This window comes from Richelia intracellularis HH01 (assembly GCF_000350105.1).
GTDB classification, from domain to species: domain Bacteria; phylum Cyanobacteriota; class Cyanobacteriia; order Cyanobacteriales; family Nostocaceae; genus Richelia; species Richelia intracellularis.
On sequence record NZ_CAIY01000073.1, the window covers coordinates 18,178 to 34,747 of the forward strand.

Consider the following 16,570-nt stretch of genomic DNA (forward strand, 5'->3'; position numbering starts at 1 on the left):
ATAAGACCTGTCAGTTTATGGCTGATAACTTTTAGATTTTATGGGAATTTCCCCTAGCTTTGTTTTGTTATTCATTTATATTCATAATTAATTACCGTATGATTATTTGGTTAAGTTTGTCTGGACTAATTATATTTATTGCTTACCTTTTAGGTTCTATTCCCACAGGATATATTGCAGTTAAAGCAATAAAAGGTATTGATATTAGGGAAATTGGTTCTGGTTCCACGGGGGCAACTAATGTCTTGAGAACCTTAGGTAAAGGTTCTGGAGCTTTTGTTTTAGGTATTGATTGTTTGAAAGGACTTTTAGCAATCTATTGTACTTATGCTTGGTTTCACTTTGCTCTAAATAATAATTTACTCCCAATAAATGTAGACATTCAATTATGGCAGCAATGGTTAGTAAATACTTCTGGAGTTGCAGCAATTTTGGGACACAGCAAATCCCTATTTTTAGGCTTTACTGGTGGTAAATCAGTTGCTACCAGCCTAGGTATCTTACTAGCTATAAATTGGCAAGTAGCATTGGCAACAATAGGGGTATTTATTCTGATTTTAGCTATTTTTCGTATTGTATCTTTAAGTTCGATTTGCAGTGCGATTACGGTTCCTTTAGCAATGGTAAGTATTCATCAACCTTTAGCCTATATAGTTTTTAGTGTGATTGGAGGCTTATATGTTATCTGGCGACATAAAAGCAATATTCAGCGTTTACTATTAGGCACTGAAGCAAAATTAGGGCAAGTAGTACGAATAGAAACAAGTGAATAATAATTGGTATAATTTATACGTGGATATTTATATCTCTACATATTCTTAAAAACCGACATTAATATTTTAGAAATCTTATTATTATAGTTAGTATCTGAATTTTTAAAAGTTCAGTGGGTTTATACAAAAATAATAAATAAATGCAGGATTTATAGCAATAATTTATTATTTATTCGCTTGGGAATTACGTTGTTCGTGTTTCCATGTACGGTTATTTTCATTGTAGCTACCCAATAATTAGGATCAAAAATTATAATATGTAGCCTGTTGAAGCGCATTATACTGCGACTACGTAAAATCCAGAATATTTATAGCTTGTAGCCTAATGAATATAGAATTTTCGCTTGCTGCTGCCTAAGCAAATGGCTGTTATCGCTGGTACTTATTATGAGCTAATTCCCGGGAAAGAAGGGGGTATTATTGTTGAAGACTTGTATACTGAAAGCAAATCAAAATTTGCTAGTATTAGGCAAACAAATACACTAGTCATTTCTACTGATAATGCACTTGATTTTTGGATCGCCATTAGAGTATAGATCCTCAATCCCCATATTAGAATTATCAATAGTCTCTTCAAAACTAGCTTGGGAGACTGACTAAATTGTATATTAAAATTATCAGGGCTATTTTTGCTGCTATGGGTAGTTAGTCTATTGGATAGCTAACATTATCTTTGATAAATTTCATAGTAAAAATCATAATAAATGAGTGAAGAATTTGCTGACGATAGAGATATTTACCAACTAATTTGGGATAATGATGAAAATGGCTTCTCAGTTAGTCCCTGTAGTGATAAAGGGACATGGGAGGATAAAAATGCAGATATTCTTCTGGATGAGCAAGTAAAAGCTGATGGGAGGCGAGAAATTGATCTAGCAACTCGTCCCTTATTTCATCGTGTGAATGAAATTAAATTATTTAATACTAATGCTACTTATGTAAGTTTTATTAATTTATTAGATAACTATACAGTTCGTTCATTAGATCCAGAGTTTACTAATCAGGAAGAAGCTGCAGAGCAGCATAAGTTTTTATCTTTGATTTTGCAAACTAAGCCAATACAAATTACTTTGAAATATATTAATGATGTGTTTGGCGAAAATTTATCTGATAAGCAATTTTATCAGAAGCTTTATAGCTTGTGGTTTGAATTATATACAAACTATTACAAGGGTAAATCCGTCGACTACTGTTCTGGATTTGAACACGTATTTGTTGGTGAAGGAAAATATAATATTCGTGTGGGCAGTAAAAACGAAAATTTGGGTAAGATTTCCGGCTACCACTCCTGGGTAAAGTTTTATTTAGATGAAAAAAATCAACGGGTGAATTACCTAGGCTACAAGTATGATCTCAAAGGGGATGATGGACCAAATAATCCTAATGTAGTCACTTTACAGCAGTTGCAAAATATAATAAACATACGTGGTGAGGTGATAGCTCAATTATTTAAATCAAAAGGCGGTTTTTTTGTAGGTTCCAGTCCAGAATGTGAAATAGCTATGGCTACACTTGCTTTTTATGAAAGCATACATGGTAGAATAAGAGATAAGAAGAGAATAAATATTAATGGGGCTAACTACAATATAGTTCTTTACCGCAATATTAATCCTAATGGTTCCAGGGGAGATTTTATTCGTTCTTTTTTCCCAATATTCTTAGGTTTAGATGGATATAACAACCAGAGACAAAAATCTACAAGTCAAACTTTTACTTCTCCTCCGGTAGTTAAACCAATTGATAAGAGTTTAATAAATAATGGAGCTATAGTAATTACATCAGCCTTACCCAATCCGAAAGGTCTAGATGATGGCAAGGAATGGGTAAAACTAGGAAATAATACTAACAACACAGTGAATTTAGATGGTTGGTACTTATTTGATAAGCTTGGACGTTATCAGGCTTTAACAGGTATTATTGCAGCAAAAGGAGCAAAACAATTTTATATTCAGAGTTCCCATTCAAGTGGCATTCAATTATTTAATAAATCAGGTTTAATTTTGCTTAGGGATAATCAATCTCATTTAATTGCAGGTGTAAAATATAGTCGTGCTAATCCTGGTGAAATTATCAAATTTGAGTGAGGGGTAAATAGGCCTTCCCACACCAATAATAAAATACGAATTAAGTGCTATTAGTAATATTTAAGATGATTATAAATAGCACTTTTACGTAATCATTTTTTCTAGTTTATTCTACTCCATAATCTGGCCATCATGTTGATTTTAACCTAAGTACTTGCTGTAATGAGAACTGTAGTGATTGAGCATAAACCATGATGCAATATTGTGCAAGAATATTTGAAATTTGCATTAATTTAATAGTATTTAATGGAATAAGTTATCCTACTTTAGGAAAGTAGCATCTAATTATCTTTTGTAGGATCAACATGAATTAACTGCCTCAAGTTATCACCACAAATTCGATAGGCAGCACCAAAACCAGTAATAAATTTTCCTGTATATGGGATAAGTTTAAAAATACGGAAATCCGGTAGACTAATTATTTTCCTGATTATTTCGCCAAATCTCTGTTCAAAATCTCCAGTAATTTGAAACCATTCTTGAGTATCTCTCAGTATTAATACTGTATTACACTCAAAAACTAAGCGACGTCGTGCAAAAATATGCGCTGTTTGTGAATCCTCTTCAGCAAATAAAATACTTGCTTTGGGCAGATGATATAGATCATGTGTGTGTGCAGAAAGGCCACTGACAAAAATATATGTGTTTTTTGCCTTATCCATAACGAAAGGTATATAACTGGCGTGTGGTAAACCCTCTTTACTAACAGTTGCAATAAACAAGCTGACAAATTTATCCGGGAACTTTTCGTACTCTAATTGGGTTATTTCTAATTGATTCATTTATAGTTATTAACTTGATTCAAAAACAATATAGGGCGATCGTTTATCAACTCCCGTGGAGCATTGCACGTCCGCCCTCTAGTGATTATGTTCAGATAGTTATAATGGTTTTGATGCTATTCAACGCAGGAGAAGGATTTACTTACTTAACAGCATTAATTAAACTTGCTACCTGGGAATCTTCTAGCTTAGGAGTACGAAGTTTGCTGGAATATAATAAATCATAGGGTTTATTATGGGCTATTATCGGTAATGCTCCACGAGTATGCTTAGCTACTTCTACTGTCTTCACATCATACATTTGAGTTGCCATTTTGGGATATAAACCAATGCCTACTATGGGTAAAAACAAGCAGGCAGCAATAAACAATTCGCGGGGTCTCAAATCGGGACCAATTATATCTAAATGGAAACTTTCATTTTTTTGACCATAAAACACTTGTCGCAAAATCGACAGTAAATAAATAGGAGTTATAATTATACCTACTGCACTTAAAAGTATGACCACAACCTTAAAGCTGGAACTATAAACATTAGTGCTAGCAATACCTAGGAAAACCATTAACTCACCCACAAAACCACTCATACCAGGCAATGCAAGAGAAGCCATTGAACCTGCGGTAAATAAGGCAAATACTTTAGGCATAACTTTTGCTATTCCACCCATTTTATCCATCATTAAAGTGTGGGTACGCTCATAGGTAGCACCTGATAAGAAGAATAAAGTAGCTGCAATTAAGCCATGGGATACCATTTGCAACATAGCACCACTAATACCTAATTCTGTATAAGAAGCAATACCCACTAGAACAAAACCCATATGAGCAATGGATGAATAGGCTAAACGTCGTTTGAGATTAGTTTGACCAAAGGCGCAAAATGCCCCATAGATAATATTAACTATACCTAAGACTGCTAGTACGGGAGCAAAATACACATGAGCATCAGGTAACATTTCCATGTTAAAGCGAATTAAAGCATAACCACCCATTTTTAACAACACACCAGCTAAAATCATGGATCCTGTCGTGGATGCTTCACCATGAGCATCAGGTAACCAAGTATGTAAAGGGAAAATAGGAAGCTTAACACCAAAAGCAACTAGAAAACATGTATAGGCTAATATCTCTAAGGATTGGGGGTATTGCTTCATTCCTAGAGCCATCATATCAAATGTGATAGTCTCTCCAGAGAATGCCATAGCAAAACCTGCTACCAAAATAAATATAGAAGCTGCAGCAGTGTACAGAATGAATTTAGTCGCAGCATAACGACGTTTAGGCCCACCCCATATGGAAATTAGTAAGTACACAGGAACCAGTTCAACTTCCCACATCAGGAAGAAAAATAGTAAATCCTGGGCCATGAATACTCCTAATTGGGCACTATACATTAATAATATTAACCCATAAAATAAACGTGGCTTTTTGGTAACTCTCCAAGCTGCAAAGATTGCCAGGGTATTGATTAGACCTGTTAGGATTACTAAGGGCATAGACAAACCATCAACTGCTACAGCCCAATCCAAACCAATTTGGGGAACCCAGGGATATTTTTCAATTAACTGGAAGTTTGAATTTTGAAAATCATAACTATGCCAGAAGGCATAAATCATAAATGCAAAGTCTAATAATCCTGCCCCTAGACTATACCAACGGATGGTTTTGCCATCCTTATCTGGTATGAAAGGAACAGCTACAGCCGCTACTAAGGGAAAAGTGATTATGGCTGTCAGCCAGGGAAAATCGAGAGAGCTCATTACTGAAAATAGTTGTTAATTCTCATCTTTAGTTACATTGTATTAAGTAATAATTCGTTTTGTAAATGTAATTTATCCCTAAATCATGATACATATCTGGCTTAGATTTAAGAATAAATACTCATTTATTTCGAGTCATTCCTTTCTAAATAAGGTTTTTTGCGAAATTAATAGAGTTATTATTTTTTATTAAATTAAACTTAATTTAATAAAAAATAAGTCTTTAGATAGATACTCTATTTAATGAGTATAACCTTGTAAAAGGCAAACAAACTTTCTTAAGGATGATATAAATAGGGCAAATACCTTTTGGTTTTGTATTTTATTTGAGAAAAATAAAATAGAGCATTTTCGGTTACTCGGAGAGCACTAAACAATTTATACAATATGTATAACCTGAATCAACTTGGACCATACAAAAAATCCCCAGTGAATATCTGGGGAGAGGAGGTTTTTGGATTTTGTAGGATATTACATTGGAAAGCAGTGTTGTCACTTAATAGAATACTCACTATAGCAAGTTTATAGCTGCCAAAATGCCAGATTTACCATCTGTCTAATAGTTCGCCTCTTAGATTATCTATAATAACTTTTTATAGGTAGATACTAGTTGTCACACAGACTTTATCAAAAAAATTGGGTTATTGGGACTTTTTTATCTAATTCAACAAAGATTCAAAACACACTTTCATTATCAACAATGTCAATTGCTTATTTGCTAGTATCCCATGGTAGCCGGGATCCACGTTCAGAAATTGAGATGCAACACTTAGCATTGTCAATTGAAACGAGGGTTAAAAGTAAATTTTATCACTCAGATATTTACCCCGTAAGAGAAAGCATATGTGTCGCTTCTAAAACTATGTTTGATATTTGTATTGGTACAGCTGTATTGGAATTATCCTCTCAATCTCTGGAGAGGCAAATTATGCTGTTTGCTAGTCAGGTCAATGACAAGGGATATAATCACATTAAAATATTACCCCTTTTTCTTTTACCTGGGGTGCATGTGATGGAGGACATTCCCAGAGAGGTAACCCAAGCTCAACTTGCTTTAGGTAAGGGAATTAAGCTTGAATTAGAGCCATATTTAGGTATTATGCCAAACATCAATTGGTTTGTAGCCCAATATATGGCTTGCTATACTCAATTTGATAAATGGATTTTACTGGCACATGGTAGTCGCCGTATGGATGCATTGCGGAGGGTTGAAATTATTGCTAAAGACTTGGGAGCAGTTGGTGCTTACTGGTGTATGGCCCCCAGTTGGGAGGATAGACTCCAAGAAGTAGTTGATTCTGGGTATAGAAACATTTCTATTCTACCATATTTCCTATTTCCAGGTGGCATAACAGATGCAATTGCTAAGTCCATAGAAAATGCAAAATTACGGTTTTCTAGTGTTAACTTACATTTAGCTCAACCTTTAGTGGCTAGCTTGGATTTAGCTGATTTAATTGGAAATATAATTGCTGATGGAACCTACAGGAAACGAGAGGAATACATTTTTGGGTAAAGTTTATTTAGTAGGTTCCGGACCTGGAGATCCAGGTCTAATGACTCTCAAAGGAAAAGGATTACTAGAATGTGCAGATGTGGTAATTTATGATGCCTTAGTAAGCCCAGCAATTTTGAAAATGATTAATCCCCAAGCAGAAAAAATAAATGTGGGTAAGCGTCGCGGAAGACATTCACTCATACAATCAGAAACAACTAAATTATTGATTGATAAGGCTCAAATTCATGCCATTGTTGTACGTCTGAAAGGGGGAGATCCTTTTATTTTTGGTCGTGGGGGGGAAGAGATGGAAACATTATTTGCAGCTGGAATAGCAGTGGAGGTGGTTCCAGGAATTACTTCGGGAATTGCTTTACCTGCATATGCAGGTATACCCTTAACCCACAGGAATTATAGTTCCTCGGTAACTTTTGTTACTGGACATGAATCTTCTGGCAAGTATCGCCCCTATGTAAACTGGAAGGCAATTGCTCGTGGTTCAGAAACCATTGTAGTCTATATGGGAATTCACAATTTACCCTATATTGTGAAGGAATTAAAGACAGCAGGTTTGAGTGTAGATACTCCTATCGCCGTCATTCGTTGGGGAACGCAAAAGCACCAAGAAGAATTAATTGGAGAATTGGGGAACATTGTAGAAAAGCTAGAAAAAAGAGGATTTGAAGCGCCTGCTATTGTTGTTATTGGTACAGTAGTAAAAATGCAATCAATGTTAGGGAATTTTCATTCTAGTTAGCTATAAATTACGATGTAGTACTTATATCACAATATAAACACCAAGTATGCTCTAAATATTAGGATTCTCATGAGAATCATGTTCCATTATCGAATATATGTATGAAATTTGAAGTCTGATACAAGAAGTTAACCCAATTCAATAATAATCATCATGAAATAATTCAGGAGCCCTATATTTTTTGCAAAGCTAATTTTTGTGATTTCATCAATTAAAAGTCTGATATTGCAATGAGGTTTATAGTTTTAGTAACCTTCTAAAGCAATCAAAACCATTCTGGAGAAGTACTTTTACCACATAATAATTCTTCATTTTGGTAAAAGTAGTTTTACCAAATACACTTGATCTGTCTAATTCAATTTTTTTGTATCCCAATAAATTTCAAATCTATAATCTAATCAAAGTATGTTCTAAAATCCTTCATAATTCACTTTCCCATAGAATGATTCCAAGAAAATTTCTGGTAAATCAAAATTTTGGTTAACATTTAATTTGCTAAGTAATGACTTACTGTAGAAATTATATGACCAGGGCTTATGTACTGTCCCAAAAGAATATTGGGCTATAACCAAGATAAACTTATTATTTATGGGTAGTAAGGAACTTTGCTGAAAATAGAGCTTTAATTATTCTCCCGCTCATTTCTATGATCGCTGTACTACTCTTCAGTTGTATATTCAATTGATGTTTGGTATGTGTTTTATTATTAATTTTATTTTGTATAGAATATATATTCACAGGTAAAGTTTTTTACGCATTCCATACTGAAATGTAAAAAAAGTGAAGAGATTAATAATTTATCTAATGTAAGGGAGGTTGATGATTATAAAGATCTCCTGTTGATTAGAATTTATAAATTTTCTCAATTCTTGGTTGTTTATCAACATACCATCAATTTTCGCTGTTCTAAAATCCAAAGCCTAGGAATCTGCTCCGTATAATCATAACGCATACTGGAAATTACATTGATAATACCTGAAATTGAGTGACTCTCCATGGAAAAGAATTTCAATTAAGGATAAAAATATGTATGATTGCTATCAACCATTCAATGCAATAAAAGTAATTCAAAAAACAAAATGCTAGAAGAGTTGAATGGGATTAGGATACATTATAAAAATGCTAATTTTTATTATTGAAATTTCTTGATGGAGACTGGAATGAGTAAGGGTATGATAAACATTAGGGATGCTGAGTTTGAAATGGAAGTTTTAAAGTCTAAACAGCCAGTATTAATTTATTTTTGGGCTTCATGGTGCGGGCCTTGCCAATTAATGTCACCATTAGTTCGTATAGTCGCTGATAGTTATAGTGACAGATTAAAAGTTGTGAAAATGGAAGTTGATCCTAATCCAGGGTCAGTCAAACAATGCGATGTCGAAGGAGTTCCGGCTTTCAGAATTGTTCAGGATGGTACCCTTGTCGCCTCTACAGAAGGGGCTATTGGCAAAGATAAGTTAATCAACTTTATTGATACTTGTCTTAATAATAATTAGTTATTAGTTTATTAGTTATGGTTTATAGGTGGCTCCTGATGGCTTATGTGCAATGAGACAAATAAGGTTTGCTAAACGTTTACAACACCTCCAGTCAAACATCTTCGCTGACATTGATTTAGCAAAGGCAAAGGCTTTGACTGCTGGTAATCAGTTAATTGATTTGTCCTTGGGTTCCTCTGATTTACCTGTCGATGATCATATTATTGAAGCAATTGCTAACTCTTTATATGATCATAGCACCCATGGTTATTTGCTTTTTCATGGAACCCGGGATTTTCGGCAAGCAGTAGCTCAGTGGTATGAACAAAAATTTAGTATCTGTATTGACCCAGAAAGTGAGGTTTTACCTCTGATTGGTTCACAGGAGGGAACTGCTCATTTACCCCTTGCAATATTAAATCCTGGAGATTTTGCTTTATTGTTAGACCCTGGTTATCCTTCTCATATTGGAGGGGTTCATTTGGCTGAAGGCCAAGTCTATACTATGCCTTTGAAAGAGGAAAATGACTTTCTACCAGTGTTAACTGATATTCCACAGGAAGTATTATCAGCATCGCAGATGATGGTATTGAATTATCCCCATAATCCTACTAGTGCAATTGCCCCATTATCTTTTTTTAAACTGGCTGTTGCTTTTTGTCAGCAACATGGTTTGGTATTGGTACATGACTTTCCATATGTAGATTTAGTTTTTGAGGATAATCAAGTACCTTCAATTTTACAAGCAGATCCACAAAAGAGTGTTTCCATTGAGTTTTTTACACTTTCTAAATCTTATAATATGGGTGGTTTCCGTATTGGGTATGCTGTTGGTAATGCAGAACTAATCCGTGCTTTACGCCAAGTTAAATCAGTGGTTGACTTTAATCAGTACTGGGGAATTTTGAATGGGGCAATAGCTGCCTTAACAACTTCCCAAGCAGGGATAAAGGCAAGAGTGATGAAATTTCGTCAGCGTAGAGATGTTTTTGTCCAAGCACTATATAAAATTGGTTGGCATGTTTCCATACCTAAGGCCACTATGTATATTTGGGCAAAATTACCAGAAGCTTGGAGTGACAAATCTACAGAGTTTTGCACCCAGCTCTTAGAAAAGACAGGGGTTATAATCTCTCCAGGTGCCGGCTTTGGTAAATTAGGAGAAGGTTATGTCCGTTTTGCTTTAGTACATGAACCATCTGTTTTAGAAACGGCTGTAGAAAGAATTGGTAAGTTTTTATATGAATTGTAAATGCTATAATTGCTTTTCAGTTTAATTGGTACCATGCTGACGGAAATCAATTACTGTTCTTTTAAGACTTTAACAGAGCTGGTTATTGAATCCCTATAGATATTGGGCTGGTTAGGTTTAATAAATTCTTGAGAGTATCAATAAAACTAGCCTCTGCTCCATATACTCATTTATTTATGCTTGCTTAGTCGGTATTTAAGTGGAAAGTCTTTCAATGCATTTGTCTGTGATCTAAATCCATAACACGTTTAAATATAAAGAGTACACAAAAAAATAATGTTAGCAAGTATTCCATTAACATGAATTCATGTTGTCGAGAATAATTATTTATTATTGCCCATTAATAATCCTATAGTTTTAATTGATCAATTAAAAACTATAGGATTATTTTCCCTATTTATCCTAGTAAACACCTTCTGTTTTAGAGTAAACTATGTAAACATCCAGTTACTCCTATTCTTAAAACCTAAGATAGCAAATACTCCTTTTACTATAGTTAGTGATGTTTATAGCTTTACCTAGGAGGGACTAGTTGTTAGGTTTAAATCTCTTTACATCCCAAAATATTTAACTCCCAAAATACCAGCTGTTGTTATATATGTTGAACCTATAGTAATAATTACTACTTTTAAAATAACGCACCATTTAGCTATTATAGGTAGTAAACTATTGGTATTTTCAAAATGTCAAATAATCCTGCCAGATACTGGCTCAAAGCAATATAGACTCTCGTATATCTCCAGGATGACTGTAGTATTTCAAATGCCTGTATTGCACCTATGCAAGCTAGACTTAATGTAGTTGAATAAACAATTAGATATAAAAAGTCCAGACCCATTATAAAGGCAGCCCTAAGTTTTGCAGCTTCATCCCAACATTGAATCACCTTTAGGCTATTTAAACCAAAACTAATCATATCGGGTTGTAAGGAATTGCAGCCATTACTAATATCAAAGTAATTATTAACAACAGTAATGGCAAAAAAGTATTTAAATAATTATCAGATGAAATACTCTGAAATGGATGTCGCATTTGTACTTTTTAGGTTTATCAGAAAATGGGCTATATTATTTTCGAATAGTTTAAGATATAAAATATATTAAACTATTAAATCAAACCATCGTTGATTCATGAATTACTGATTAGTGGTATTTTTTGAATACTAAGCATTTATATAAAATTTCAGCAGTTAAATACTATCAAAATATAATACCTTTAAATCTCTGAATTCAAAAATACTTCCGATATGTAAATTGATGAGAATAGTTTCATATCTTGTTAACTATAATCGAGTATTTTTTAAATTTAATAAAGTAATAATAAGTATTATTACAGCTATATATAGCCTAATAATGTTTTATTTAACTAATATTCTTAGATATTCTCCTATTATGATAATTGGCACCTGAAGTTATCTCTTCTCATCTTAATTTTTGTGATGACTTTGCTAATTTGCATTAAGTAATGGGCAAGCACTTACAAGATCAGCTAAAGTTATTGCTAGTGATTCTGTGAATTATAGACGTGCTTTTTCCAACACTAATTCAGAATCAGCATAACTAAAAATACAAGGTATTTTTTAGTCCGTAATCTTTTGATAGCATCTTTGCTATTTTCAATAACCAGCAAGTACCACATAATTGTGAAGATATTTTGGAATTAGAATCGCTTTAGGCTCTTAAAAATAACGCAGATATACGGCCGAAATAGTAGTCTTGTTAACTATTCTACAAAAGGTAAGGATGCTCTCATCGATAAAGAAGTTATTAATAAAGTAATAGTGGTAGTTACTAACAATAGTAAGTATTTATCCTGGCTAATAAATCTCTGCTGTTATTTAAACAAGTCTAAAACAAAAGAAAATTAACAATTTGATCTAACCCCAAGCTAGCAATAATTGCTATTTCACAAGAAAAACTGAAACTCATTACTACTGAAAAGATAATTAGAGCTTTTCCGCTAATTATAATTATAAACAATTCAAGGATTATACGTAAATCCTTGATCAGTATGTTGGAATCCATAATTATCCTAATGAAAGTGCAAAAGATTCTTATAAAGGACACTAGTCAATATAGTCAATTCCTGAAATCATCAACCCCATGATAAATTTCCCATCTCAATAGACGTGAACAATTCTGATGTGACTATAGTCACTCCTAAATAATGTGCAATTACTACCATCAGAAATAATTCACTACTTTCTGTTTCTGTCACATGTAATTTTTCAGGTGTCACTAACCAACTGCTTATGTTAACAGAAACAATGGCAAATATAAAGACTTTTAACAAAGTAGGATCTGCAGTTACTCACAAATTATCGAGTATAAGTAAGATTACTAATATGAAACCCAATACCCAAACTTGGGAAACAAGAATTCCCAGGATTATCTGACCATGGATCATACTAGTTTATCCTTGTTTGGGTAGTATTTTATTACTACTATAGTGGATGATCAGGAGAGTACTGCTCCCGAAAATATTCTGCAGGTTAGAGTTTTTAAATATCCTATGAGGATAGATAAAAAGCCGCAATTTATTATTAATAAACTTCCTTGAGTGGTAACTTGTTTAGACTCCTTTAATTCTTTTCTCTGCCAAGAGCTTAATTTATTAAATACCCGTAGGGAATTTAGAACAAAATATCTGTATAATTAAAACCCTGATTAAGTAACCCAATAATACCGGTTGACGTATTCACTTAGCAATATAACCACCTAATATTTAAGTTCTCAAAACCGTAATCAAGTTAATAATAGGAGCTGTTAGTGTTGCTATACTTACTAGTACTATTTATTTAGTCACAGATTATTTATATTAAATAATCATATTTTGTATTTGATTATAAAACTAAGTGTAAAATTAGGAAAATAGTATTTATTTTTATGTTAATGGGAATAAGGCAATATTAATCATAAAATGCAAAACTGATACTGTGAAAATACAGTCAGTTATTTTAGGTAATATCTCCTAAGATTAGATAGTAATGATTATAGTCAAGAGTTTCATTTTCTTGAATTTACTCTACCAAATTCCGGTTTACTTAGTAAATAAAGTAGATAACAATGATAATTTTAGTCCCCAAATTATTTGACTTTAAATTAGAATAATATTTCAAATCTTACTTGAGAGTAAAGATAAAATTCTTGAGTATTTAAGAAATATAATTTAAAGCTGGATGAATTAGTACCAGTAAAAATCATTCAAACTGTTTTGCAGAAATATAACCAGTTAGTTATTGTTTTTTAAAGTCTAATGTGAAAATTATGGCTTAGCTGGTTTTAATTATTAAGTAGTTAGTATTTTATCTTAATAACCTTATAAATCTCAATTTGCTATAACGATAGGAGCTGCGGAAAAATTGTGAACCTAATACCAATATCGAGTGGATTGCTATAAATGCTTGTTGATTTATCACAATCAACCTCCCAGGAGTAGTATTCAAGCTAACGAATTCAAATCTCAAGGCAGTTATTAGGCTTCTAATTTTTATGCGGGGCAACCAGCCAAGTTAATTTTCTGATGATTCCTTTCTTCTTCTAAATTATTTAGTCTTGTATAATCTACCCAATAAATACAATCAACAGGACAGGTCTCAATAGCTTCTTGAATTATATCTTCGATATCACCATATTGACGCATAACCCTAGAACGTCCGTGATGAGGCTCCATGTAGAAAGTATTGGGGGCAATATGAGCACAATGTCTGCAACCAATACAGGCAACTTCATCAACGTAAATACTCATTTGACGTAATATCCCCCCCAATTCCGGTTCAAAACCAGAACGTTCCGGAGCCCTCCGTAAATACCCACCCAGCTCTGGCTCAAGACCAGAGGGCTTAACCTTCAACTCTTGCCACACCAAAAAATCATCCATCATGAACTCCACCTTTCAACAACCAGTCGAATTGAACCATCTGCATTATTCTTTTGTTCTACTACCTGGAATCCAGCTTTTGATGTTTCTTTTAATATACTTCTACAAGCATAAAGCTGAGTAACTTTACGCAAAAAGCATTCAACTGTCAAGTTCTGCTGCCAATATTGTAAATCTGTAACAAGTACATACTCTTTTCCATTCCATTTGAAGCCTATATCATAGCCATTATTTTGCTCAATTATGAGTTCTGAAGTACAGGTTTGGCCTTGATAACCTCTAACCTGACTAGCCCCTGCTTTCCAGCCAATACCCAGATCGCTTAATGCTTCCTGCAAGCATTCTATGTTAAGAATTTTAGTTTTGATTTGGCTAAAGTGTGACATTATCGTTTCCTGAATCACTTTAAAAAGAAGATAAAATTTTACCAGAATTACCAGTTGCTATAGATATTATGAGCATTAACAATATCAGATTTTTCTTGTGCCCAATCAGCAAAGTATTCAGAAGTTTGTCTTTGCTTGACAACTACACCCAATTTATCCTCAATTGATGCTGTTACTACGGTACAGTAATTACCAACCATACCTGTTGCTCGCTCTTGCACATACCCATCTGGGTAAATAATAAACTCTAAAGTTTCCATATTCTTAACAAATCATAATACAATGACAAATACTAACTCAAGCATTACTTGAGTATTCTCTAATGACCGCAGGCAAACACAAAGAATAAAAAGGGTATGTGTATTTGTTACAGTATTTTGTTTAATATTTTATTACCTAAAATTATCTTATTATATGAAAACATGTATTTTACAAAGTTTACAAAACTTATTTTTTATTAATGTTAGTCATAATTCCTCATCTATACATATTTTCTAGCTAAATTTGATTAGTTAAAGTATTGACTTGATTTTTGCAAGGTTTAAATAAATGCCATTCATAAAACCATGTACAATATAAGTAATAGGCACTTAGAAGTAATATATAGTGATACTTAAGAATTATAAGACCTGTAATATATTGCACAAATAACTGTGATAACAATATTTTACTCTAACTAAACTTTCTGCCCTTTTAACTCTCCCAGCGATAAAATATTGTTTACTGTATTTCTTTGGATTTTTAGGGAATGATAGTAGAAAAGTTGAAGCGACTTAAGGCATTGTTTGCAGAAATGGAACAAGCTTTGATTGCTTATTCAGGGGGAGTTGATAGTACTTTAGTGGCAAAAATAGCCTATGATGTAATGGGAGATAATACTTTAGCCATAACGGCCGTATCTGCGTCTTTTTTACCTGAGGAACTGGAAAACGCAAAACTTCAAGCTGCAACTATTGGGATTTGCCATCAAATATTAGAAACTCAGGAAATGAAGAATCCTAACTATACATCTAACCCTGTTAACCGTTGTTATTTTTGCAAAAGCGAACTCCATGATACTCTAAAATTGTTGGGTAAAAATTTGGGTTACCCCTATATCATTGATGGAGTCAATGCAGATGACTTAAATGAATATCGTCCAGGAATACAAGCAGCAAAAGAAAGAGGTGTAAGATCCCCATTAGTAGAGGTCAATATTACTAAAGCCGAGGTACGTCAGCTATCTCAACAATTGGGTTTACCTTGGTGGAATAAACCTGCACAACCTTGTCTAAGTTCTCGATTTCCTTATGGAGAAGAAATCACAGCAAGCAAGTTACATAGGGTTGGAAGAGCAGAAGTTTATTTGCATAAATTGGGGTATAAAAATTTACGGGTACGCTCTGAAGGAGATACAGCACGTATTGAATTACCACCAGAGACAATTCAGGATTTCATTTTAAATACTGATTTACCTAGGTTAGTAAATGTATTACAAGATTTAGGGTTTATATATGTAACCTTAGATTTGGAAGGTTATCGCAGTGGTAAATTAAATCAAGTCTTTCAGTAAGAGGCAAGAAATCAATATGATAAATGGAATTGAAAATATACCAGCTATAATTTCACATTATTAATAAGTTTGCTCTCTTAATAATTAGTCAATTGTATTATGAGGTTTTTACTATATAAATTATTATTAATAATATACCTGGAGAATAGATAATAAGTAGTTTTTAGATAAGCTTATATGTGAAAATACTAACATATAAGAGGCACATCAAATTTGATAAGACGTTAAAAAGTAGGAAAATTTAAAGTAATCATTACTAACTATGTAGATTATTAATCATAATTAAAAATATTCCTTGATAAAACACAAATATATAGCAATATTTAGATGTTATTGCAAATAACAATTTATAAATAATTGTCAGGGAATG

Annotated in this window: 15 protein-coding genes; 8 read left to right on the forward strand and 7 right to left on the reverse strand. The window is 33.2% G+C overall.

The window, feature by feature from the left end; genetic code table 11:
• Positions 1–98 precede the first annotated feature (98 nt).
• The 3 genes from plsY (at position 99) to RINTHH_RS08100 (ending at position 2,857) form a co-directional block, all read left to right on the forward strand.
• On the forward strand, positions 99–773 hold the full coding sequence (gene plsY, locus RINTHH_RS08095) for a glycerol-3-phosphate 1-O-acyltransferase PlsY (protein WP_044304903.1): 675 nt from the start codon (positions 99–101) through the stop codon (positions 771–773).
• Between the two features lie 362 nt (positions 774–1,135).
• Positions 1,136–1,309, forward strand: a complete 174-nt coding sequence (locus RINTHH_RS10860; protein ID WP_008235221.1) for a hypothetical protein — start codon at positions 1,136–1,138, stop codon at positions 1,307–1,309.
• Between the two features lie 168 nt (positions 1,310–1,477).
• Positions 1,478–2,857, forward strand: a complete 1,380-nt coding sequence (locus RINTHH_RS08100) for a lamin tail domain-containing protein (RefSeq protein ID WP_008235224.1) — start codon at positions 1,478–1,480, stop codon at positions 2,855–2,857.
• A 281-nt stretch (positions 2,858–3,138) separates the two neighbouring features.
• On the opposite strand, the gene RINTHH_RS08105 is transcribed toward RINTHH_RS08100, so the two are convergent.
• Together RINTHH_RS08105 and RINTHH_RS08110 are read right to left on the reverse strand one after the other, a co-directional pair.
• Positions 3,139–3,639: a HugZ family pyridoxamine 5'-phosphate oxidase gene (locus RINTHH_RS08105; RefSeq protein ID WP_008235226.1), complete on the reverse strand. Its 501-nt coding sequence runs from the start codon at positions 3,637–3,639 to the stop codon at positions 3,139–3,141.
• A 142-nt stretch (positions 3,640–3,781) separates the two neighbouring features.
• On the reverse strand, positions 3,782–5,398 hold the full coding sequence (locus tag RINTHH_RS08110) for an NAD(P)H-quinone oxidoreductase subunit 4 (protein WP_044304904.1): 1,617 nt from the start codon (positions 5,396–5,398) through the stop codon (positions 3,782–3,784).
• A 610-nt stretch (positions 5,399–6,008) separates the two neighbouring features.
• On the opposite strand from RINTHH_RS08110, the gene RINTHH_RS08115 reads away from it, so the two are divergent.
• From RINTHH_RS08115 to RINTHH_RS08130, 4 genes are all read left to right on the forward strand, one after another.
• A complete protein-coding gene (locus RINTHH_RS08115; RefSeq protein WP_008235230.1) occupies positions 6,009–6,914 on the forward strand; it encodes a sirohydrochlorin chelatase in 906 nt (301 codons plus the stop codon).
• Positions 6,874–7,653: a uroporphyrinogen-III C-methyltransferase gene (gene cobA, locus RINTHH_RS08120; RefSeq protein ID WP_008235232.1), complete on the forward strand. Its 780-nt coding sequence runs from the start codon at positions 6,874–6,876 to the stop codon at positions 7,651–7,653. The genes RINTHH_RS08115 and cobA overlap by 41 nt, the downstream gene beginning before the upstream one ends.
• A gap of 1,160 nt (positions 7,654–8,813) precedes the next feature.
• Positions 8,814–9,149 carry a thioredoxin family protein gene (locus tag RINTHH_RS08125; protein ID WP_044304906.1) on the forward strand — a complete coding sequence of 112 codons (336 nt, stop codon included), beginning with the start codon at positions 8,814–8,816 and terminating at the stop codon, positions 9,147–9,149.
• Positions 9,150–9,201: 52 nt separating this feature from the next.
• The gene (locus RINTHH_RS08130; RefSeq protein ID WP_008235238.1) at positions 9,202–10,383 is read left to right on the forward strand and encodes an LL-diaminopimelate aminotransferase; all 1,182 of its coding nucleotides are present in this window, start codon (positions 9,202–9,204) and stop codon (positions 10,381–10,383) included.
• 652 nt (positions 10,384–11,035) lie between these two features.
• On the opposite strand, the gene RINTHH_RS11090 is transcribed toward RINTHH_RS08130, so the two are convergent.
• The 5 genes from RINTHH_RS11090 to RINTHH_RS08150 form a co-directional block, all read right to left on the reverse strand.
• On the reverse strand, positions 11,036–11,299 hold the full coding sequence (locus RINTHH_RS11090; protein ID WP_008235243.1) for a hypothetical protein: 264 nt from the start codon (positions 11,297–11,299) through the stop codon (positions 11,036–11,038).
• A gap of 1,178 nt (positions 11,300–12,477) precedes the next feature.
• Entirely contained in the window at positions 12,478–12,675 is a 198-nt protein-coding gene (locus RINTHH_RS10865; RefSeq protein ID WP_196794899.1) for a hypothetical protein, read from the reverse strand.
• Positions 12,676–13,872: 1,197 nt separating this feature from the next.
• A complete protein-coding gene (locus tag RINTHH_RS08140; RefSeq protein ID WP_155943955.1) occupies positions 13,873–14,262 on the reverse strand; it encodes a ferredoxin in 390 nt (129 codons plus the stop codon).
• Positions 14,262–14,648 carry a DUF1257 domain-containing protein gene (locus RINTHH_RS08145; RefSeq protein ID WP_008235249.1) on the reverse strand — a complete coding sequence of 129 codons (387 nt, stop codon included), beginning with the start codon at positions 14,646–14,648 and terminating at the stop codon, positions 14,262–14,264. Before RINTHH_RS08145 ends, RINTHH_RS08140 begins: the two co-directional genes overlap by 1 nt.
• Positions 14,649–14,695: 47 nt before the next feature.
• The gene (locus tag RINTHH_RS08150) at positions 14,696–14,908 is read right to left on the reverse strand and encodes a DUF2997 domain-containing protein (protein WP_008229927.1); all 213 of its coding nucleotides are present in this window, start codon (positions 14,906–14,908) and stop codon (positions 14,696–14,698) included.
• Positions 14,909–15,396: 488 nt separating this feature from the next.
• Between RINTHH_RS08150 and larE the strand changes: the two genes are divergently transcribed.
• Positions 15,397–16,200, forward strand: a complete 804-nt coding sequence (gene larE, locus RINTHH_RS08155) for an ATP-dependent sacrificial sulfur transferase LarE (protein WP_008235251.1) — start codon at positions 15,397–15,399, stop codon at positions 16,198–16,200.
• The last annotated feature ends 370 nt before the right edge of the window (positions 16,201–16,570 follow it).

Excerpts from the sequence above, each read along its gene's own strand:
- RINTHH_RS08110 (WP_044304904.1), bottom strand. The coding sequence starts at position 5,398 with ATGAGCTCTCTCGATTTTCCCTGGCTGACAGCCATAATCACTTTTCCC.
- cobA (WP_008235232.1), top strand. The coding sequence starts at position 6,874 with ATGGAACCTACAGGAAACGAGAGGAATACATTTTTGGGTAAAGTTTAT.
- plsY (WP_044304903.1), top strand. The coding sequence starts at position 99 with ATGATTATTTGGTTAAGTTTGTCTGGACTAATTATATTTATTGCTTAC.
- RINTHH_RS08145 (WP_008235249.1), bottom strand. The coding sequence starts at position 14,648 with ATGTCACACTTTAGCCAAATCAAAACTAAAATTCTTAACATAGAATGC.
- larE (WP_008235251.1), top strand. The coding sequence starts at position 15,397 with ATGATAGTAGAAAAGTTGAAGCGACTTAAGGCATTGTTTGCAGAAATG.
- RINTHH_RS08100 (WP_008235224.1), top strand. The coding sequence starts at position 1,478 with ATGAGTGAAGAATTTGCTGACGATAGAGATATTTACCAACTAATTTGG.
- RINTHH_RS08140 (WP_155943955.1), bottom strand. The coding sequence starts at position 14,262 with ATGGATGATTTTTTGGTGTGGCAAGAGTTGAAGGTTAAGCCCTCTGGT.
- RINTHH_RS08105 (WP_008235226.1), bottom strand. The coding sequence starts at position 3,639 with ATGAATCAATTAGAAATAACCCAATTAGAGTACGAAAAGTTCCCGGAT.
- RINTHH_RS08150 (WP_008229927.1), bottom strand. The coding sequence starts at position 14,908 with ATGGAAACTTTAGAGTTTATTATTTACCCAGATGGGTATGTGCAAGAG.
- RINTHH_RS11090 (WP_008235243.1), bottom strand. The coding sequence starts at position 11,299 with ATGATTAGTTTTGGTTTAAATAGCCTAAAGGTGATTCAATGTTGGGAT.
- RINTHH_RS08130 (WP_008235238.1), top strand. The coding sequence starts at position 9,202 with ATGAGACAAATAAGGTTTGCTAAACGTTTACAACACCTCCAGTCAAAC.
- RINTHH_RS08125 (WP_044304906.1), top strand. The coding sequence starts at position 8,814 with ATGAGTAAGGGTATGATAAACATTAGGGATGCTGAGTTTGAAATGGAA.
- RINTHH_RS10860 (WP_008235221.1), top strand. The coding sequence starts at position 1,136 with ATGGCTGTTATCGCTGGTACTTATTATGAGCTAATTCCCGGGAAAGAA.